Below are 21212 nucleotides of genomic sequence, written 5' to 3'. Positions count from 1 at the left end.
GTGCCAGACGTCGCGCGCGCGTGCCGGGCATGCGTGCCGACGATTGCGATTCAGATGGGGGGCCTGCACCGTGCTTTCAATGGACGGAAAGTTGCGTGCCTGCCGGTACGCGCGAGCGCGTGCCGAATTGTGTCGAATTGCAACCGGGGGCCAGCCCCACGACTGAATTTTCCCAAACGAGGGATCGTGCGTTATGAGCGTATGAGCGCGAACCGTTCCTAGACGCGCTGCAGCCAGCCGAGCCAGTGTTCGAGCAGCGGCGTACGCGACCACAGCGACTGCGCGAGCCACAGCGTGCCGCCCCAGGCGGCGGCCACCACGATCAGGTCGCAATGCCCGCTGTTCCACAGGTTGAGCGAGTGGCGCCGCCAGATCCACGGTACGCCGAGCGGATTGGGCCAGTCGGCGAGCAGGTGCATCACGCCGCCGCAGGCGAAGCCGAACAGCGGTGCGGCCCACGGCGGATGCGGATGATGGATGAGCCCGTGCCAGCCGAGCGCAAGCAGCGCGACCCAGCCGATACCCCAGTGCGTGAGGGTGCGATGCGTGATCCACAGGCGGCGCTTGCGGCTCCACCAGGCGACTTCGAGCCAGTCGGGCGCGGTGCCGCCCGCGACGCCCGCCGCGAACGCGGCGAGCATGCCCGAGTGCCACGGGCCGGTTGCGCCGGTTTGCGCGACGAGGACGGCGGCGGTGACGCCGGCCGCGAAGCCGGACGCGTGATGCGCATTGTGTGATGCCATAGGGAGCGAGACGAAGAAACGTGAAGCGGCGCGTGCACGAAACGATGATGCGGCGCGCAAGCGGGGCGCTATCTTCGCAGATCGGCCTGTGCCGCGCGCGGGTCGTTTGTAGATTTTTTGGTGCGCAGTGCATGGCATGCCGCGCGGTTCGCAACTTTCGGTTTTGTGCATTGCGCGACGGGGCGCACGGCAGGCGGTGTCGGGCGCTCCACGTGCGCGTCGCGGCGCCGCAACGTGAGCGGCCGAGTACACGCGGCACGCTTTCGTCGCGCGTCGCGTGTTCGACCCTTTTTGTGCCCCTATACTACGAAGCCGGCATATGGCTGCCGGCGCGCCAGCGGCCATCCACGGATCAGGTGCTTGTCGTGCCTGAAGGAGATCCACATGGGGGACATGCAATGACTACGCTGAATCGCTTCAAATCATCCGCCGCCGTGCTGGCGACGGTGGCCGGCATCGGTTTCCTGCCGAACGCGCCCGCGTACGCGAAGGGGCCGCAGCCCGCGGTCCTGACGAGCTCGGCGGTGGCGGTCGCCGACAAATACAGCGCGGATGCCGCGGAGCGGATCTTCAAGGAAGGCGGCAACGCGATCGACGCAGCCGTCGCGATCGCGTTCACGCTGGCCGTCACGTATCCGGAAGCCGGCAACATCGGCGGTGGCGGCTTCATGACGATCTACAAGGACGGCAAGCCGTACTTCATCGATTACCGCGAGCGCGCGCCGCTCGCCGCGACGAAGGACATGTACCTCGACAAGGACGGCAACGTCGTCAAGGGCATGAGCCTGTACGGCCCGCGCGCGGTCGGCGTGCCGGGCACGGTCGCGGGCATGTGGGAAGCGCAGAAGCGCTTCGGCAAGCTGAAATGGAAGCAGGTGCTCGCGCCGGCGATCCACTATGCGCGCGACGGCTTCGTCGTCGACGAACAGCTCGCGCAGCGCGGCGTCGACGCATCGAAGGAATTCGGCGGCAAGACCAACTTCGACAAGTACTTCTCCGGGCTGAAGGCCGGCGTGAACTTCAAGCAGCCCGATCTCGCCGACGTGCTGACGCGCATCGCGAACGGCGGCGCGGAAGGCTTCTACAAGGGCAAGACGGCCGAGCTGATCGCCGCGTCGATGAAGACCGGCGATGGGAACGGGCTGATCACGACCGAGGATCTCGCGCAGTATCGCGCGGTGTGGCGCGAGCCGGTACAGGCGAAGTGGAACGGCTATGACGTGATCACCGCGCCGCCTCCGAGTTCCGGCGGCATTGGCCTCGTGCAGTTGCTGAAGATGAAGGCCGACCTCAAGCAGAACTTCGACGGCGTGAAGCTCAACTCGCCGCAGTACATCCACCTCGTCGCGGAAATCGAGAAGCGCGTGTTCGCCGATCGTGCGCAGTATCTCGGCGATCCCGATTTCTACAAGGTGCCGATCGCGCAGCTGACCGACGACGCGTACATCGCGAAGCGCGCGGCCGAGGTCAACCCGAAGGAGCCGTCGGACACGAAGAGCGTGCAGCCGGGCCTCGGCACGACGATGCCGGAGAAGGCCGAAACGACGCATTTCTCGGTGGTCGACAAGTGGGGTAATGCGGTGTCGAACACGTACACGATCAACGGCTATTTCGGCTCGGGCGTGATCGCCGACGGCACGGGCATCGTGCTGAACGACGAGATGGACGACTTCTCCGCGAAGCCGGGCGTCGCGAACATGTTCGGCGTGGTCGGCAGCGACGCGAACGCGATCGAACCGAAGAAGCGCCCACTGTCGTCGATGTCGCCGACGATCATGACGAAGGACGGCAAGGTGTCGCTGGTGATCGGCACGCCGGGCGGCTCGCGCATCTTCACGTCGATCTTCCAGGTGATCAACAACATCTACGACTTCAGGATGCCGTTGAAGGAAGCGGTCGGCGCGATGCGTTTCCACCACCAGTTGCTGCCGCCGAACACGATCTTCTGGGAGCCGTACCACCCGATCGAAGGCGAACTCGCGAAGCAGATCGAGGCGCGCGGTTACACGCTGAAGGGGCAGGATTTCAGCGGCGACATCCAGGTCATCAAGATCGACGGCAAGACGCCGGAAGCGATGGCCGATCCGCGCGGGCGGGGCGTGACGCGGATTATTCGTTGACGTTGACGTGAAGCGATGCGTGCGCGTCGGCGACAACGGCCGCGCGCGCCGTTCGGCAGCCGGAGTTACGATCCGGCTGCCGAATTTTTTCAGCCGGCCGCTCGGATGAAACCCGCGATCCGCGCGGCAATGGCTTCGGGCGCATCCTCGAAGCAGCCGTGCCCGACGCCCGCCCGCCAGCCGCTCGCTCGGCGCGGGCGGGAACAGCGCGGCAAAGAGCGGCAGAAAGTGTTCGGCGCCGAGCGTTCGGTCGGCGTCTGCCGAGATCGCGGGCGCGGCGCACGTATTGCTCGTCGGCCGGAAGGCCGGGCTGCCGGTCCGGAAGCTGGAGCTGCGTTCGCAGGACGGCCGCGTTCGGGTCGGAAGATACGGTCGTGCTGCCGCCGCCCGACTGATGCGCGGCGAACCGGCGGGCGCCACGCGGGCGGGCTGGCGTGACGTTCGCGCCCCGCTCCGGACGGGCGTGGCCGTCCGTTTTCATGAATTTGACGCGCGACGCTGGGATAATGGACGAGTTTGGCTGCGTCAATGATGGAAGGAGGCCCCATGGGCGACAACGATACCCGCACCGAGACCGACAACCGCACCGATACGGACCCGATGGAAGCGCGCCAGCGCCGTTTCGAGGAGGATCTCGTCGACGCCTACGACGAGGAACTCGAGATGGAGCTCGACGACCGCCGCTTCGACGACGGCGAGGACCTGCTGTTCTCGCCCGAGCGTCGCGAGGCGCGCAAGGAATATTTCCGCGAGCTGTTCCGGCTGCAGGGCGAGCTCGTGAAGCTGCAGGACTGGGTCGTGAACACCGGGCATCGGCTCGTCGTCATTTTCGAGGGGCGCGACGCGGCCGGCAAGGGCGGCGCGATCAAGCGCATCACGCAGCGCCTGAACCCGCGCGTGTGCCGGGTGGCCGCGCTGCCGGCGCCGAACAACCGCGAGCGCACGCAATGGTACTTCCAGCGCTATGTCGCGCATCTGCCGGCTGGCGGCGAGATCGTGCTGTTCGACCGCAGCTGGTACAACCGCGCGGGCGTCGAGCGCGTGATGAATTTCTGTACCGACGACGAGTACGAGGAATTTTTCCGGTCGGTGCCCGAGTTCGAGAAGATGCTCGTGCGCAGCGGGATCCAGATCGTCAAGTACTGGTTCTCGATCACCGACCACGAGCAGGAGCTGCGCTTCCAGAGCCGGATCGCGGATCCGCTGAAGCAGTGGAAGCTGAGCCCGATGGACCTCGAAAGCCGCCGCCGCTGGGAGGCTTACACGGCCGCGAAGGAAGAGATGCTGCAGCGCACGCATATTCCCGAGGCGCCGTGGTGGGTCGTGCAGGCCGTCGACAAGAAGCGCGCGCGGCTGAACTGCATTCACCATCTGCTCGGCCAGGTGCCGTATCACGAGGTGCCGCGCCCGACGATCGATCTGCCGCAGCGCGAGCATCACGAGGATTACATTCGCCGGCCGGTGCCGGACAACATGATCGTGCCGGACGTTTATTGAGCGGTTCGCCCGGTCGATCGCCATGTGACGAAGCGCGCCGCGGTATGCGGCGCGTTTTTTTTAGGTCTGGCGGAGCGGGGCGGTTCGAATGCATGCAGTACGAGTACAGCGTACGCGCGCGCCGCGCGGGCTGTCGTCGCAACGGCTCAGAGATCAGGAAACCCCGAGCGCCCCTGCGTCAGATCGAACAGTTCGGCTCTTGCCGCGGCTTCGGCCGTTTCCGGCAGCTTGATCACGAGCTTCACCGTCATTCCGTATGCGCTGTCCACCAGCGCGTAACCGGCCTGTTCGATCCAGCGACGCACGCGCGCCTCTTCCGGGTAGCCGATCTCGATCGCGAGCCGCGTGTACCGAATGCGCTCGACGCGCTCGGCATCGAGCAGCGCCGACGCGATCGCATCCGTGTACGCACGCACCAGCCCGCCCGCGCCGAGCTTCACGCCGCCGTAGTAACGCACGACCGCGCCGAGCACCCCGTCGAGATCGTGATGGCGCAGCACTTCGAGGATCGGCCGGCCCGCCGTGCCCGACGGCTCGCCGTCGTCCGACATGCCCGACTGGCCGCCCGCCAGCAGCGCCCAGCACACGTGGGTGGCCGCCGGGTGCTCGTCGCGCAGGCGTTGCAGGACCTGCATCGCGGCATCGCGGTCCTCGACCGGAACCGCGTACGCGATGAAACGGCTCTTGCGGATCTCGAGTTCCCGGATGTGCGTGGTCGCGAGCGTGTATGTCATGGTCCTGATCCTAGCCCACAAAACTGTCCCGTTTGAAAGTGGAGAATTCCGGCATGACGTTGTCATCGATCCGCAGCAGCCGGCCCGCATTGGCGATCACGATGAACGTGCCGACGTTGTGCAGGATCGCGGCCCACACCGCGCCGAGCACGCCGGTCGCGGCCAGCACGATCACCGCGAGCGTCCACGCGAGCCCGATCGCCGCATTGGTTGTCGCGGTGCGCCGGCAGTGCCGGCCGAGGCGGATGCAGGTCGGAATCCGCATCAGGTCGTCGCCGAGCAGCACGACGTCGGCCGACGCGATCGCGATGTCGACGCCGCGTTCGCCCATCGCGATGCTGGTCGAGCCGGCCTTGATCGCCAGCACGTCGTTCAGTCCGTCGCCGACGACGAGCGGATGCCGACCGGCGTCCATCTCGCGCATCACGTAATCGAGCTTGTCGTGCGGTAGTGCCTGCGCGACCACGGTTTCGATGCCGGTCTCGGCCGCGACCTTGCGCGCCACCGGTTCACGGTCGCCGGTGAGCAGCGTCTGCCGTGCAAGGCCAAGCGTACGCAGTTCGGCCAGCGCCTCGTGCGCTTCGGGCCGCAGCGTGTCGGCGAAACCGAACCACGCGAGCAGCCGCCCGTCGAGCGCGAGGCCGACGAGCGGCCCGTCGAAACCGTCCGGGGGCGGCGGCAATGCGTCGGTATGGTCGGCGAGCAACACTGGCCGGCCGAGTACCGCCGTGCCTTCAGGCGTGTCGGCGACGACGCCGAGCCCGCGCAGTTCCCGCGTGCGATCGAACGGGGCAACGGTGGTGCTGGCGAGACCGGACGCGACGGCATCGCGAACGAGCGCGCGGCTCGCCGGATGCGCGCTGCCCTCGCCGAGCCGCGCGGCCAGCTCACGCGCGTACGGTCCGTCGATGCCCGGTTGCAGCCACACCTGCCGGACCTGCAATTCCCCGCGCGTGAGCGTGCCCGTCTTGTCGATCACGAGCGAGTCGACCTCGGCGATCTTGTCGAGGAACGCAGCGTTTCGAAACAGGATGCCGTGCCGTGCGCCGACGGCGATCCCCGCGATGGCCGTGGACGGCGCGGCGAGCACCAGCGCGCAGGGACACGCGGCCACGATGACCGCGAGCATCGCCGACGCATTCGCGGACGTGAACCAGACGATCGCGGCGATCAGCAGCACCAGCGCGAGATAAGCGCCCATGTGCCGCTCGAGCACTTGCGTGACGGGCGGCTTCGCCTGTTCCGCATGCTGCATCAGCGCGATGATCTTGCCGAGCGTCGACTCCTCGCCGATGTGCGTGACCTCGATGCGCAGCACGCCGTCGAGATTCAGCGCGCCGCCATAGACGGTGCTGCCTGCTTCGATATCGAGCGGCACGGATTCGCCGGTGATCGGACCATTGTCGACGCTCGACGTGCCCGCCGTCACGATGCCGTCGACCGGAATGCGCGCGCCGGCGACCACCTCGATGCGGTCGCCCGCACGCAACGCGTCGTAGGCGACCTCGGTGACGCCGCCGTCGGCGCCGATGCGGCGTACGCGGCCGGCCGTCAGCCGGCCGAGCGCTCGAATCGCTTCCTGCGAGCCGAGCACGCTGCGCTCCTCGAGCGCATGGCCGAACGTCATCACGATCGGCAGCAACGCGGCCGTCGTCATGTCGCCGATCGCCCAGGCGGCCAGCATCGCGAGCGCGATCAGGCGGTCGGTCACGCCGTGCAGGCTCGGCGAGCGCAGGCTGTGCCACGCGCTCGCGAACACCGGCCCCGCGACGATCAGCGACGCCAGCGCGGCCAGCAGCTGTGCGAGCGTATCGCTACCGGACGCCAGCGTGCGCCACGCGAACGACAGCACGAGCAGCCCGCCCGCGAGCAGCGCCAGCGCGATCTGCCGCGTGATCGTGCGGCGTTCGTCGCCGGACAGTGCATAAGCCGTCGCGGCGGGCGCGGGATCCGGCGTGACGGCCGGTTCGGCGAGCGTATTCATCGGGCGCTCCCGGGCAGGATCAGGTTGGAGGTGTCGTGCGGATCGATCGTCGTCACGCGTCCGGCCTTCGACAGCACGCGCTGCACGCGATCGCGGTAGAGCCGCTCCAGCAGCCCCGGATCGCCGTTCTCGCGCAGCGTCGCGTCGAGCTGCCGGATTTCCAGCGTGTCGGTCTGCGCGGTCGCGACGCGTTCGGACGCCCGCGCCTGCGCGTCCTGGACGATCCGGTCGGCATCCTGCTGCGCGTCCTGCCGCCGCTGTTCGGCGGCGGTGCGCGCTTCGGCGATGGTCCGCTCGGCGAGCTGCAGCGACGTCAGCACCGCGTTGAACGCATCGGCCGCGGCGCCCGGAAGCGCGGGCTGCACGTCGACGCGGGCAACTTCGACGCCGAGCCCCGCGTGCGCCGCATCGAGCGCGCGCAGGTGCCGCTCGATCGCGTCGGCGAGATCGCCGCGCAAGCGCTCGCGGCGGGCCGCCATCTGTCGGTCCGCGGCCAGCTGCTCGGGGCGCGCGACCAGGATCGCGTCGAGATCGCGGGCCGCCGCGACCTCGACGGCCGACGCGGACACGATCCGCTCGAGCGCGGCGTCGAGACGGTCCTGCTGCAGCACGTACGCATACGGATCGCTGACCCGGTAATAAAGCACCGCGCTCAACGCGACGGCACCGCCATCGCCCGTCAGCACGTAGCCGGAACCGGCCAGCGCGTCGGGCAGCCGCGCGACGCCCTGCGCGGACGTCGCGAGCGCCCGCGGATCGCGATCGAGCGAGCGGATCCGCTGTTCGAGCACGCGAGCAGCGCCCGGCACGAGCAGGACCGATTCGAACGGCTGCGGCCAGGCGATCACGAGCCCGGCATCCTGCGTCCGCACGAGCGCGCCGAAGCGCATCACGACCGCGCGGCTGTCTGCCGGAATCCGCCGGATGTTCGAACCGGCCCACGCGCACGCGGCCAATACCGCGACCGCGGCGACGAACCAGAACGACAGGCGCACGGCTTGGGCGCCGGGCCCGAGCGGCGCGGCGGGCTGGGCGCTCATCGGGCCGCCTTGCGCGCCTTCGGCGCCGGTGCGGCCTGCGCCGCCGGGTCGGTCGGGCCCTGCACGAGCACGCGGAACGGCGCGGCATCGGTGCGCAGGATCAGGTTCGTATTGGTACCGACCACCGTGTTCAGCGTGTCGAGCGAGCGCAGCATCGTGTACAGATGCGGATTGCCCGCATAGCTCTTGCCGTAGATGTCGGCTGCATCCTTGCGCGATTGCGCCTCGATGCCGGCCGCCTTGACGTTCGCGTCGGCCAGCGCGATGCGCGCGTCGCGCTCGGCGTCCGAGCGGATCTGCGCGGCTTCGCGATTGCCGTCCGCGGTACGCTGCGCGGCCACGGTTTCGCGTTCCGCGCTCATCCGGTCGACGGTCGCGGCGAGCGTGACGGCCGGCAGCGTGAGCCGTTCGAGCCCGACCTGGGCCACGCGCACGCCATAGGCCGCATAGAGCTGCGCGTCGATCTGCCGGCGCAGCGCGTCCTCGAATTCGCCGATCTTCACCTGGGCCGGATCGGTGTTCACGAGCGACGCGAGATCGTAGCCGGCGGACGTCGTCTGCAGCGCGGAACCGACGAGCGAGCGGATCTGCCGCGCCGCTTCGTCCGGCTCGTTGCCGACCGCGCGCATGAAACGCCCGATGTCGCGCGCATCGGCCGGCACACGCCACGCGACGTAGGCTTCGACGATGATGCGCAGCCCGTCGCGCGTGCCGACGTCCTGCAGGCCGCTCGACGTCGTGTGCAGGCGCAGGTCGACCGGCGTCACCGCATCGATCGGCGCGGGCAGGCGCCACGCGAGCCCCGGTTCGAGCAGCACGCGCACGGGGCGCCCGAAACGAGTGATCACCGACGCCTCGCCGGCCCGCACCTGCACGAAGCTCGCGACCGCGAGCGCAACGAGCACGCACAGCAGCGCGACGGCGGCGCGCACGCGCAATGCGCCGGGCGGCTGCGGTGCGCCGTGATGCGCGTGGTGGTCGTGGCCATGGCCGTGGTGCGCATGGTCATGCGTGTGTGAATGAAACAGACTCACGATGTCGCCCCGCATGCGGCGTCGCCTGCGCTCGGCGCGGCGGCGCCCATTGCCGCCGGATTGCGCCGCCCGCGCGGAACGCGCCGCGTCATGTCAATGGATGCCGGCCAGATCGCCGGCGGGAGTGTTGCGCAGATCGACGGTTGACCGCGTGCCGTCGGCCAGCCGGTCGTCGATGATCGTCATGCGTGCGTTGCGCAGCCCGCGTTGCAGCCGGTCGAGGTAATACTCGAACGGGAACGCGGGGCCGCCGAGCCGGTACGCGACCAGATCGGCGTCGAAATCGACCTGCTGCACGCGCGCCGACGACAGCGTGTCGCCCGCCTGCGCTTCGGCCTGCGCAACCCTGGCGAGCGCCTGCTGCCGTGCGTTGCCGAGCAGACCGGCCGCGAAGCCGCGCGCCTGCGCGACGCTGCCCTGCGCGCGGATCTGCGCGGCCTGCACGTCGTGAAAGGCGGCCGCCGCGCCGGTCGGCGGATGCACGCTCTCGATCACGACCGCGATCACGTCGACGCCGCTCTGCAGCCAGTCGAGCTGCTGCTGGATCGCGCGCTTCAACTGCTCGGCCATCGCAGCCTGATTGGTTTCGAGCAGCGATTCGAGCGTATGCGACGCGAGGTAGTGCACCAGCTCGCGATTGGCGCTCACGCGTACCGTGCTTTCCGGATCGATCGTGCGATAGAGCGCCGCGCGGACGTCGGCGTCGGTCGGACCGAGACGGTAGTCGACCCGCACGTCGGCGTTGACAATCTGGAAGTTCTGGCGGTCGCCGTTCGCGCCGGCGATCACCTGGGTGGTTTCCCTGGGATGCGGCGCATCCCATAGGCGATTGAGGCCGTCGGGCGTCGGACCGTCGGCGGGCACGGCACGCGGGTCGGCGCCGCCTCCGTTCGCGCTGCCCGCGATCGCGACCTGGTGCACGGCGCCGTTGTCGACGATGCGCGCACGCCCAAACGGCCAGGGCAGCCCGACGTGCAGGCCCGGCTGCCAGACGGCGACCGGCGCGCCGAAACGTTCATAGACGGCGCGCTGTTCGGGGTTCAGCACGACGACGGCCGTGAGCAGCCACGCCGCGGCGACGGTCGCGCCGAGCGCAACGGGCAGCAGCCGCACGAAGCTGCGCCAGCCCCAGCTTTGCCTCAGGTCGATGCCGTAGCGATGCCGCAGCTCGGCGCCGAGCGACGCGAACGGCGCCGGGCGCCGGCTCAGCAGCCCGGCAATCGCGCTGGTCGGCACGACGGCGCCGCGCGGCACCGCAAACCACGACAGCACGCCGCGAACGGCGAGCTCGGCCGCCACGGCGGCATTGAGCAGCGCGGTCGCCTGCACGAGCCAGTCGGCCGTGCGATGCCGGACCGCGAACCACGCCGCGGCCAGCACGCCCGCGAGCGCGGTGGCGAGCGCCACGCGCAGCATCCGCGTGAGCGATGCGGACACGGCCGAGCGGCTCGCGGCCGCTGCGTGATGGCGTTCGGTGACGAGTGTAAGAAATGCGAGCACCAGGCATGCGGCGCCAGCTGCGAGCGTGAGTTCGGGCGCAGCTATTGCACGAACCAGGACGATGGGTGACTGCGGCTGCCATGCGAGAGCCGCAAGTGCGATGGAGATCATGGAAGCCGTCGTGACTACCCATGGCCGCCAGTCGATCGCGGCGATGATTTTCTGCCACGAATTGTCGCCATGCGCCTCAGGTGCAGGCTCCGACTCTGAGGCCGCCTTGCGGCGAACAGCATCGCGCAACCAGCCCGCCAGTAGCGTGGCGATTGCTCTCTTGGGCGGATGGCGGCGTTCGCAGTCGCCTAACCGTACGCCGATCGCCACGACGAGCACGTTGCACCATGTGCTGGCGAGCGACGTGCACCACCGCAGGTCCGCTGGCAGGAGATCTACGGTGCCCAGCGCTCCAAGCGCTGCGACCAGCAACGCGCTGGCCCCTGCGACCAGCGTGAGCGCGTCGCGATCTGCCAGACTACGGGGAATTTCGTGGTTGTCTTCCTCGTGTTGACCCATCGTGGTCCCTTACGTACGCGTTACAGGGTGCGCAGGTACCCGCGTGGATTCTGCGAGCGGCAATGTAGCGCGGTAGATGACGAAACTCAAGGAGATCAACGTGATTTGGATAATGAACAACACTGGCCATTAGTTTGTCGCAGGCAACTGAACCGCACGGGGAATCGTGGAGGCTGGTTTGTTTAAGTTAATGCTGACACGTCAGCGGCATTCCAGACCCTCGGCACGCCGTAGACCCGCATGTTGGCCTGCCACACACGCTTAATCTCCGGTTGCAAAAGCTCATCGCGTTTCGCGCGGGCGCAGCGTTTCGACGGATCGCGAAGTCGTGCTGCATGGCGTCGGTAGCCCGACGGGGCAATCCGCAAGACCTTGCAGATCGGCTCGACCCCGTCGCGCTTGACCCAATCCAATAGCGTCTGCGGCGTGCAGCCGATCATCGGCGCAATCGATTCGACTGCCGCCACATCGACGGGTGCTCGCTACGCTGCTCGCGTACCAGGCGCACTGCGCGCTTTCGGACTTCCGGGGAAAACTTGCTTGCCTTCTTGTTCATGGCTCCATTCTCTCAAGAGTGGGAGCCTCCACAAAACTCGGTGCGGTTCATCCGGCGGACCCGGCGCGATCCATCGGAATTCGCCGTCGTCTTTCGACGAACGGCGCAGGAGGCATCCGCGTTGACGAACGTGCCGGACGGCGAGTTACCGGAAATTGACGCATCGCCCCCGTCGACATTGCGTGGCCGGGCGCTCCTGCCGCCGAGACGCGCGGCACGGTTGTTCGGACCGCATCGCTGCTCGCGACGGCTTCACGAATCGCCGTGAGCCCGGTTCCGCCATGCTATGCCCCGGGCGAGGGCCGCCGGACGATGGGGCCGACCGTCGCGCGGCGTATTCGTCGCGCGGCGGGCACCTAGAAATCCGACCGCACCGTCAACATCACGTTGCGTGCGTCGCCGAATACGCTGTAATAGGTGCTGGGCGGGCGAATGTAGTACCTGCGATTGAACACGTTATTCAATTGCAACGACGCCGTCACGTGCTTGTTGAAACGATATCCCGCTTGTGCGTCGAAAACCGCATAGGCACCCTGTTCGACGCCGCGCGAAATACGCGTTTGCGCGAGCATGCCGCCCCCGAACGAGAATCCGCGCAACGGGCCTTGCGACAGCGTATACCGGGTCCACAGCTTGAACAGATGCTTCGGATCCGTGCCGTCGGTGAGATCGGGCGAGTCGTTCTCGTAGTGTGCGTTCAGATACGTGTAGCCCGCATAGAGATTCCAGTCCGGCGTCGGCTGGCCGGTGAGTTCGAGCTCGATACCCTGATTGCGCGCCTTGCCTGCGGATACGTAATAGAACTGATGGGCAGGGTCGGCCACGGCGCGGTTGGCGTCGTTGATGCGGAACAGCGCGGCGTTCGCATTCAGGCGGCCATCGAGCAGGCTGCTCTTTATGCCCACTTCGTACTGCTCTCCCGAGCGGGGCGGCAGGCCCGGCCCCGAGTACGTGCCTTGCGTTTGCGCATCGAGGAAACGCGCATAGTTGGCATAGGCCGTCAGCGACGGCACGATGTCCCACAGCAAGCCGGCGGACGGCAGGAAGCGATGATCGACCTGTGCGTTGGTCGTCCAGTCCGCGACGCTCGGCAACGTCGACTGCGTGCGGTCTTGCAGGAACGCCTCGCGGCCGCCGAGCACGAGCGTCAGCGGCGTGGCGAGCTTGATACGCGCCTGCGCATAGACGCCGTATTGCACGGTGCGGTGACGGGTGCCGAACGTGTACGGTACGTCCACGGCCGGCACCGCATCGGGATCGTAGAGACTGTAGGCGCCACCGTACGGGCCGCTCAACGCGCGGAAACCCGATTGCGCGCCCGACGTCATCACGGCGTAGTTCGCGCCGATGGTCAGCGTATGCGTTTGCCCCCAGAGGCGGATCGGGCCCGAGACGTTGGTGTCCGTGCCGAACCAGTCATAGCTCGTGCGCTGCCGCTGGTCTCCGAAGCGCGCGAGGCCGTTTGCGGTCGCGCCGGGGCCGGAGTACGCGTAGTAGGCCTTGGAGAGTTCGTGGCGGTAGAACAGCGTGGTCGAGGATTGCCACGCGCTTTCGAACCGATGCACGAGGTTGGCGTTGACCTCTTGCAACGAGGTGTACGCATAGTTCCAGCTCGGACTGAAGTTCCGCGTATATTCGCTCGGCACGCGCCCGGTGAGCGCGGTACGCGTACTGTTCAGCACGGCGCCCGCACCGTAATCGATGCCGGAGATCGGCGAGACCTGATAGCCGCCCGAGAGCGACAGCGTCGTGCGCGGCGTGAGATCCCAATCGAGCGCACCATAGGCCATCACCTCCTTGCTGCGCGTGCGTTCGATGGATTGCATGCCGGTGCCGCCCACGAGAACGGCGCGTCCGCGCAGCGTGCCGTCCTTGTTCAGCGGCCCGGTGACGTCGATCATCTGGCGCACGCTGCCGAACGAATCGACCTGCGTTTCCGTGCCGAGGTGGAACTGATCCTGAGGGCGCTTGCGCACGAGATTGACGACGCCGCCCGGCTCGCCCATGCCATCGATCGAGCCTGCCGGGCCGCGCAGGATTTCGACGCGGTCGTACATCGCCAGATCGAATTGCAACTGGTACTGCAGGCCGCTGAGCGTCGGAACCCCGTCGAATTCAATGCCGAGCTGCGAGCCGCGCGCGCGGAAGTACGCCGTGCCGTCGCCGTAGTCGATCGAACTGACGCCGGTCACGGTGCGCAACGCCTGCTGGATGGTCGTGACGTTCTGGTCGTCCATCCGCTCGCGCGTGAGCACGGAGACCGAGTTCGGCGTCTCCTTGATCGATTGCGCGACTTTTCCGCCGATGGTGGCCCACTTTGCAGCGTAGTTGCCGCTGCCTTCGGTGGTCGCATCGGCGTCCCTTGCGCCCACCACCGTCAAGACGGGCAGCACGTCGCCGACCGGCGCGGGCGTGCCTTGCGCGTTCGCCCACGAGGAGGCGAGGCACAGCGCCGAAAAGGCGAGCGGGGCGCGGCTGCAGCGTCCCGTCGTCGTGGGCCGCGCGCGCGGGTGGTCTATTCTCGTTGTCATGGTTGATCATCCCGAGGTTGAAAAACGTCGAACTGCTTCCTCCCGCCAGCGGCGGGTTGAAAAATGGGGGGGACGATCGTTATCGACGGGCATCTGAAGGGCTCGTCTATCTTTGAATCAATGCACTACCGAACAGCTGCCGGACCGACATCGTGGTCGATCTGGCGACCCGTGACGCAATTACCGCCGCAACCCGCGCAGCATCACGAGCGCGATGAGCCATGGTCCGCCGAGCAGCGTGGCGACGAGGCCGGTCGCGATTTCCTGCGGAAAGGCGATCTGCCGCCCGAGCCAGTCCGCCGCCACCATCAGCAGCGCGCCGAGCGTTGCGGCCAGATAGAGCTGCGGCACGGGGCGGCGTGCACCGGAAAACCGTGCGATATGCGGCGCGATCAGCCCGACGAACGACAACGGCCCGACGATCACGGTAGCCGCCGCCGTCGACAGCGCCGCCAGCAGCAGCAAGGCGAAGCGCGCGCGACCCACGGGCACGCCGACGCTCGCCGCGACGTCCGTGCCGAGCGCAAGCGCGGCGAGCCAGCGTCCGGTCAGCGGTGCGACGGCGAGCGTGAGGAGCGCCAGTGCCGCGACGCTCCATGCGATGTCGGGCGCGACGTAGTAGGTGGATCCGATCAGCAGATCGACGAGCACGCCCGCGCGCGGATCGCCGCTTGACATCAGCGCGCCGACTACCGCGTTGAACAGCGCACTGATCGACAGCCCGACGAGCAGCAGGCGCTCGGGCGCGAATCGCGCGCGCCGTCCGAACCAGACGAGCAGCACCAACGTCGCCAACGTGCCGGCCACGCAGCCTGCCACCAGCGCGGCGGGGACGAGGCGGTGACTCATGAACAGCACGGCGACCATGCCGAACATGCCGCCGGAACCGACGCCGAGCACGTCCGGACTCGCCATCGGATTCGCGCTCATGCGTTGCAGCAGGGTTCCCGCGACTGCGAGCAGAGCGCCCGCCGCCAGCGCCGCGACGAGGTGGGGTACGCGCCAGAACAGCAGGCTTTCGATTTGCGTGAGCGTTGCGACGCTCGTGCCGGTGGGGCCACGAGAGACCGCCAGCGACAGCAGGCATGCAAGCGGTAGCAGCATGATCCACGCCAGCGCCGTCGCACGAGGCGCGCGACGATCATGCCGGGGGCCTGCTGCGGCATGCGCATCGGGCCGCGTGCGCAAACGGGGCAGCAACCCGACGAGCAACGGCACGCCCACGATCGCGGTCGCGCTTCCGGTCGCGATCACGTGCGCGGAAAACATGTCGGCCCGCGCGACCGCGCGCACGATTTCATCGGTGAGCCACAGCAGCGCCGCACCGATGAGCGGCGACCACACGAGTCGCGCGCGCCACTGCCGCGCGCCGGCCAGGCGGCCCAGCAACGGCGCGGCCAGGCCGATGAAGCCGATGACACCGACTTCGGCGACCACGAACGCCGTGAGCGCGACCGCGACGAACAGCGCGGCGCCGCGCACCCATCCGACCGCGACACCGAGATGGCGCGCTGTCGTGTCGCCTGCATCGAACAGACTCAGCGGGCGACAGAGCAGCGCGGTGCCGCCCGCGCAGGCGGCGAGCTGAATGCCCAGATGCAGCGTCGGCTGCCAGCCGTTCTGGTCGAGCGCGCCGCCGCCCCAGATCTGCAAGCCCGCAAGCCTGTCGAAATGCACCACCGAGATCGCGAGACTGATCGCGCCGCAGTACATGTTCACCACCATGCCGCCGAGGATCACGCCGAGCGGCGACATACGTTGCACCCATGCCAGCCCGAACACCACGAGCATCGCGGCCGCGCCGCCCGCAAGCGCCAGTGTGCTTCGACCGACGGCCAACCAGCCGGGCATCCAGATCGTCGCGACGGACAGCGTGAGATACGCGCCGGGGAACACCCCGAGCGTCATGGGTTCCGCGAGCGGATTGCGCAGCACCTGTTGCATCAGCGCACCCGCCAGGCCGAGTGCGGCGCCGCACAGCAGCGTCATCGCGACGCGCGGCAGCAGGCTGTAGTGGACGAGCAAGGCTCCCACGTCCTGCGTATCGGCGGTGGCCGCGAGCGCGCGCCACAAGGGCGTGCCCGCCAGTGCGCGATGCACGTCCGTGGCGGTCAGGCACGCGGCCAGTACGACCATGGCGCCGACCAGCGCCAGGCGCCGATCGCTCGTCCGCGCGGCGCGTCCGGCCAGCACGAGGTTACGCAAGGCCGCCTCCGTCGTGCTCCGGTGTGGCGAGGGCGATCGAGACGGCCGCGGCGAAGCGGCGCATCGACACGAGTCCGCCGAAGGCCGCGATCACCGGCAGCACCGCGACGCGTTTCTCGCGCACGGCTGGCAGCGCGCGCCACAACGGGTTTTGGTTCAGCGCGGCACGCACGGCGGCGCGCAGCGGACCGATCAGCAGAATGTCCGCGTGCGGGACGTCGAACAGGCGTTCCAGCGCGACGGTGGCTGAACCGGTCACGGAGGTGCGCCACGGCGTGGAGGCCGCACGGCTCGTCGCGTCGCGAGGATGGGCAGCATTGTCGACACCGATGCGCGCGAGCACGTCGTCGAACAGGCTACCCGTGCCATAGACGCGAAGATGTCGCTCGTCGAGTGCTTCGGCGACGATCACGGCTCGCGCCGGGCGAGCTCCGGTGTTCGCGATCCGGGCGGCCACCGACGCGAACTCCCGTTGCGCGGCGGCGATCAGCCCGGTGGCGCGTTGCGGCGCGTCGATCGCGCGCGCCATCGCGGATGTTTCGTCGCAGAGCACCTCGAGAGGCCGTGCAGCGTTCATGTATGTGCCCAGCGTGAGCGTCGGCGCGATGCGTCGTAGCGGCGTCATCAACGCCGCATGCGCTGGCGTGACGATGATGAGATCCGGCGCGAGCGCCAGCAGCACTTCGAAATTCGGCTGATAGAGCAGGCCGACGTCGGCGACGCCGGGCGGCAACGGCGGCGTCACGATGCCGCTCGCGTACCAGTCGGGCAACGGAATGCCGACGGGCGCGCGCCCGAGCGCGAGCAGCGTTTCCGTGAGTTCCCAGTTGAGCACGACGATGCGGTGCGGGACCCGTGTGGCCGCCGCAGCGACGCATTGCGCGGAGAGCTGGGGGCCCAGGCCGGCGAGCGCGGTGAGCGCGACGAGCAGTTGCCGGCGGCGCGGATTGGCAACGAGCAGCTTCATGCCGGAAACCCCAGACGCCGTCCGCTGATCGGATCGGCGCTCACGCGCATCGGTACGCCGTAGATCGATTCGAGGTGCGCCGGGTCCATGATGTCGGCGGCGTGCTCGCGCATCAGCAGGCGGCCTTCGCGCAGCGCGACGATACGGTCGCAGAACCGCGCGGCCATGTTCACGTCGTGCAGAACGACCACGGCGCTCATCGCCCGCGTCGCGCAGAGCGTGCGCACGAGTTCGAGCACGGAGAGCTGATGGTTGAGGTCGAGCGCCGACGTCGGTTCGTCGAGCAGCATGCAGCGGCAGTCCTGTGCGACCAGCATCGCCAGCCATGCACGCTGACGCTCGCCGCCCGACAGTACGTCGACGGGACGATCGGCATGACGGAGCACATCCGCTGCACGCATCGCGTGCTCGACGTGCGCGGCGTCTTCTTCCCCGAAGCGTCCGAGCGCGCCATGCCACGGATAACGCCCGAGAGCCACCAGTTCGTGCACGGTCATGCCGTCGGTGGGCGGCGTCTGCTGCGGTAGATACGCGACCTGACGCGCGAACTGGCGTGCGCCCCAGCCGGCGAGCGGCTTGCCCGCGTAGCGAATCGTGCCGGCAGTGGGGGCGAGCTGGCGAGCGAGCAATTTGACGAGCGTGGATTTGCCCGAACCGTTGTGCCCGAGCACCCCGGTCACGCATGCGGGTTCGATCGCGAGATCGATCGCTTGCAGCAGCGGACGGCCGCCGGCGACGTACGACACGCGTTCGAGCGAGAACGTCGCGGCATTGCCGGTGTTGCCGCAGGTGGCGCCGGCTGCTTCGTCGCGCACGATGTGGCTCATGCCGCGCTCGCCATGTCGCTGCCGCCCGTACGCCGCGCATTGTCCGGGCCGGCCGTGTTCGCGGTCATCGCGGCGATTCGCCCGTTCTCGAGCTTGACGAGGCGGTCGGCGAGATCGAAGTAGCGATCGTCGTGCGTGATGACCAGCACGGTCTTGCCGTTCGCCTTCAGCGCGGGCAAAAGCGTCCGATAGAACACGTCCTTGAAGGCCGGGTCCTGGTCGGCGGCCCATTCGTCGAAGACGTAGAACGGTCGGTCCTCCAGAAAGGCGACCAGCAGCGCGAGGCGCTTGCGCTGACCTTGAGAAAGGGCGAGCGTGGAGAACGTGCCGCGCTCGATGCGCACCTTGTGGTCGAGTTGCAGCGCGACGAGCAACGCACGCGCCATTCCTTCGCGTTCGCCGGTCAGGCCGAGCAGCGAATCGAACAGATGAAAATCGCTGAAGACCACCGAAAAACGCTGTCGATACTTGGCACGCGTCGCGTCGTCCACGGCGACGCCGTCGACGAGCAGGCGGCCGCGCTCGGGCGCGTAAAGGCCGACGAGCAGCTTCGCGAGCGTGGTCTTGCCGCTGCCGTTGCCGCCGACGAGATACACGAGCTCTCCCGCGTCGAACGTCAGGTCGATGGGTCCGAGCGTGAACAGGCCGTCGTCGCTTTCGCGCACATAGCGATGTTCGACGCCTTCGAACACGATGCGCGAGAATCCTTCGGCTGGGGCCGGTGCGGTGGCGGAATCGGCGTGATTGCCCGGTTCGGCCGGCAGCGCCGCTTCGAGCTCGCCGATGCGCTCGAACGCAATGCGTGCCGAGCTGAGCGACGGCAGTGCCGCGAGGAGCCCTTCGACCGGCATGATCAGATAGAGGAACACGAGCGCGTAGCCCGACATGACGTGCGCGTCGGCGCCGAACAGATGCGCGAGCACGAAAGTCGTCAGGCCGACGAAGCCGAACAGCAGCAAATTGCCCCAGCTTGCCGCGAGCGCGTGCAGCACGTAGCCGCGCGTGCGCTGCACGCGCACCGCTTCCACGTGCGGGGCGAGCTCGCTGCCGACGAACGCGTTCGCGCGCGCGCGATGCAGCTTGAGTTCCTTGGCGCCGTCGAACAACGCACGAAACTGGCTCAGCAGCTTGTCCTCGCGGTGGCGCGATGCGCGCAGATGACGTAGCGCCCGGGCGCTCACCCGCTGTGTGCCGAGCGTGCCGGCGCCGAGCACGCCCAGCGCGACCGCGAGGATCGGCAGCGACAGCGTGCCGAGGTATGCGAGACAGCCGACGATCACGGCGCCCTGCATCGCAATGGAGGGCAGGCTCACGAAGAACACGACGACGCTGTCGAGATCCTGGGTCAGCGCGCCCATCGCACGGGCCGAGCCGCACCGCTCCAGATCGCGGAACGACGCGGCGGTAATGCGTCCGATCGTCTGCATGCGCAGTTGCGCCTTGACGCGTTGACCGAGATACATGAATAGCGCCTGCGAGCCGATGCGTGTCACGAGCACGAGTGCGGCGAGCAGGGCGAAGCGCTTGCCCAGCTCCATCAGCTGTGTGCCCGACGCTTGCAACGCCTGATTGATGAGTGCCACGAGCGCCGCGTTCGCGAAGCCGCTCGCGAGACTCGTGAGCAGCGCGACGGGCAGCAGCCAGCGTGAATAGCGGATCAATGAGGCAATCAGAGGCATGAGTCGTCGAAGGTCGTGCGGACGTGCTGGTGGCACGTGTGGTGTCTCATATATGAGAATGAGACGTATTAAAAGCAGAGAGCAGGATTCGGCCGTAGCCATTGATGGATAAGGAGATTAATGCCTCACGCAGTCGAAAGGTAGACAGGCAATATCGATTTTTTGACAAAATTTGGTAAATCTGAAATATCATGGCTCACTTCCTTTCGACCGACCCCGATGAAGGCCTTTCTGCTCAAGCGCTATCCGCTGGCGCGGGTGCCGCTACCGCGCCAAGTGGCCGCCACCCTCGTGAATTACCGTCAAGGCGAACGCGTTGCCTGGCATCAGCATCGCCATGGCCAGCTCGTCTTTGCCGCCAGGGGCGTCGTCCGCGTGCTCACGCCGGCCCGCACATGGACACTTCCGCCGTCGCGGGCGGTGTGGTTGCCGTCGGACGTCGATCACGAGCTGCACGCGGTGGGCGAAACCGCGCTATGCAGCGTCTATGTGGAGCCCGAAGTATTTCCGTGGCCCTGGGAAGAACCGGCGGTCATCGCCGTGTCGGTGTTGCTGCGGGAGCTCGCGCTCACGGTCGTCGACGGCGCGGATACATATACGGCCACGAGCCGTGCCGGGCTCGCCGCGTCGTTGCTGATGAAAGTGCTTGCGGAAACGCCGAGCCTCGCCGAGCCCGGTGTGCCTTTGCCGCGCGACGAGCGCCTGCTCAAGCTGTGCGAGCACATGATGAACGACCCCGCGAGCGATCTCACACTGGACTTCTGGGGCCAACAATTCGGCGCGAGCGGCCGTACGCTCGCGCGCCGGCTGCATGCCGAGACGGGGCTGACGTTCGTGGCCTGGCGGCAGCAGATGCGCGTCGCGGAAGCGATCACACGCCTCGCGCTCGGCCAGTCGGTGGCGCGGGTGGCGAAAGATCTCGGGTATCGCAGCGCGAGCGCGTTCATTGTCATGTTCCGACGGATCACGGGCGAATCGCCGCAGCGATATCTCGCCGCGAGCTGAGCACGCGTGATTCGGGCCGGCCCGTCGATGCAGCGGCCGCCGTCGGTGGCGGATGGATTCAGTTGCGTCGACGTTGAAACGGCCGCGGTGTCGACGCGCTCGGGGAACAGACACGCCTTCGATGCCTCTTGCTTCCTGTCCCCGGAAGGTTCGGCGGGGGCGTCGGCGTAGCAGCCGTGTCGGAAGGGGCCGTGATTCCGGCAAATCAAATTGAACGGCGAGTGCTCGATAACGAGCCAGCGCCCACGATCGGGGATCCTCGATCGTTGGAATGAATCAT

At 67.9% G+C, this 21212-nt stretch carries 14 protein-coding genes and 2 pseudogenes; 3 read left to right on the top strand and 13 right to left on the bottom strand.

What is annotated here, in order from left to right; genetic code table 11:
- Nucleotides 1–218: 218 nt before the first annotated feature.
- Nucleotides 219–743, bottom strand: a complete 525-nt coding sequence (locus tag AC3IFE_RS09425) for a metal-dependent hydrolase (protein ID WP_489190348.1) — start codon at nt 741–743, stop codon at nt 219–221.
- Between the two features lie 398 nt (nt 744–1141).
- Here AC3IFE_RS09425 and ggt point away from each other — a divergent pair, with 398 nt between their 5' ends.
- Entirely contained in the window at nt 1142–2863 is a 1722-nt protein-coding gene (ggt, locus tag AC3IFE_RS09420; RefSeq protein ID WP_489190347.1) for a gamma-glutamyltransferase, read from the top strand.
- Nucleotides 2864–2952: 89 nt separating this feature from the next.
- Here the strand turns inward: ggt and AC3IFE_RS09415 are convergent.
- A pseudogene (locus tag AC3IFE_RS09415) lies at nt 2953–3139 on the bottom strand (alpha/beta fold hydrolase); the annotation flags it as partial.
- A gap of 270 nt (nt 3140–3409) precedes the next feature.
- On the opposite strand from AC3IFE_RS09415, the gene ppk2 reads away from it, so the two are divergent.
- Nucleotides 3410–4360: a polyphosphate kinase 2 gene (gene ppk2 / locus AC3IFE_RS09410; RefSeq protein WP_050010849.1), complete on the top strand. Its 951-nt coding sequence runs from the start codon at nt 3410–3412 to the stop codon at nt 4358–4360.
- Between the two features lie 146 nt (nt 4361–4506).
- Here the strand turns inward: ppk2 and AC3IFE_RS09405 are convergent, their stop codons facing one another.
- The 11 genes and pseudogenes from AC3IFE_RS09405 to AC3IFE_RS09355 form a co-directional block, all read right to left on the bottom strand.
- On the bottom strand, nt 4507–5094 hold the full coding sequence (locus AC3IFE_RS09405) for an IMPACT family protein (RefSeq protein WP_489190346.1): 588 nt from the start codon (nt 5092–5094) through the stop codon (nt 4507–4509).
- 10 nt (nt 5095–5104) lie between these two features.
- Nucleotides 5105–7078 (bottom strand): heavy metal translocating P-type ATPase, encoded by a 1974-nt coding sequence (locus tag AC3IFE_RS09400; RefSeq protein ID WP_489190345.1) that lies wholly within the window; start codon nt 7076–7078, stop codon nt 5105–5107.
- The gene (locus AC3IFE_RS09395) at nt 7075–8118 is read right to left on the bottom strand and encodes an SPFH domain-containing protein (RefSeq protein WP_489190343.1); all 1044 of its coding nucleotides are present in this window, start codon (nt 8116–8118) and stop codon (nt 7075–7077) included. The genes AC3IFE_RS09400 and AC3IFE_RS09395 overlap by 4 nt, the downstream gene beginning before the upstream one ends.
- Entirely contained in the window at nt 8115–9167 is a 1053-nt protein-coding gene (hflC, locus tag AC3IFE_RS09390) for a protease modulator HflC (RefSeq protein ID WP_489190342.1), read from the bottom strand. The genes AC3IFE_RS09395 and hflC overlap by 4 nt, the downstream gene beginning before the upstream one ends.
- A gap of 78 nt (nt 9168–9245) precedes the next feature.
- Nucleotides 9246–10763: a protease modulator HflK gene (gene hflK, locus AC3IFE_RS09385; protein ID WP_489190341.1), complete on the bottom strand. Its 1518-nt coding sequence runs from the start codon at nt 10761–10763 to the stop codon at nt 9246–9248.
- A 611-nt stretch (nt 10764–11374) separates the two neighbouring features.
- Nucleotides 11375–11718, bottom strand: a pseudogene (locus AC3IFE_RS09380) (IS3 family transposase); the annotation flags it as partial.
- Between the two features lie 356 nt (nt 11719–12074).
- Nucleotides 12075–14249 carry a TonB-dependent siderophore receptor gene (locus tag AC3IFE_RS09375; protein WP_489190340.1) on the bottom strand — a complete coding sequence of 725 codons (2175 nt, stop codon included), beginning with the start codon at nt 14247–14249 and terminating at the stop codon, nt 12075–12077.
- 180 nt (nt 14250–14429) lie between these two features.
- A complete protein-coding gene (fhuB, locus tag AC3IFE_RS09370; RefSeq protein ID WP_489190339.1) occupies nt 14430–16454 on the bottom strand; it encodes a Fe(3+)-hydroxamate ABC transporter permease FhuB in 2025 nt (674 codons plus the stop codon).
- Nucleotides 16447–17421 carry an iron-siderophore ABC transporter substrate-binding protein gene (locus tag AC3IFE_RS09365; protein ID WP_489190338.1) on the bottom strand — a complete coding sequence of 325 codons (975 nt, stop codon included), beginning with the start codon at nt 17419–17421 and terminating at the stop codon, nt 16447–16449. Before AC3IFE_RS09365 ends, fhuB begins: the two co-directional genes overlap by 8 nt.
- Complete coding sequence (locus AC3IFE_RS09360) at nt 17418–18248, bottom strand: ABC transporter ATP-binding protein (RefSeq protein ID WP_489190337.1); 831 nt, start codon at nt 18246–18248, stop codon at nt 17418–17420. Before AC3IFE_RS09360 ends, AC3IFE_RS09365 begins: the two co-directional genes overlap by 4 nt.
- Nucleotides 18245–19927, bottom strand: coding sequence for a cyclic peptide export ABC transporter (locus AC3IFE_RS09355; protein WP_489190336.1), 1683 nt, complete (start codon nt 19925–19927; stop codon nt 18245–18247). Before AC3IFE_RS09355 ends, AC3IFE_RS09360 begins: the two co-directional genes overlap by 4 nt.
- Before the next feature lie 219 nt (nt 19928–20146).
- Here AC3IFE_RS09355 and AC3IFE_RS09350 point away from each other — a divergent pair, with 219 nt between their 5' ends.
- Nucleotides 20147–20932, top strand: a complete 786-nt coding sequence (locus AC3IFE_RS09350; RefSeq protein WP_489190335.1) for an AraC family transcriptional regulator — start codon at nt 20147–20149, stop codon at nt 20930–20932.
- The last annotated feature ends 280 nt before the right edge of the window (nt 20933–21212 follow it).

It is taken from the genome of Burkholderia sp. APQ4-4ca, from assembly GCF_057837105.1.
This window is presented reverse-complemented; position numbering and strand designations above follow the sequence as displayed.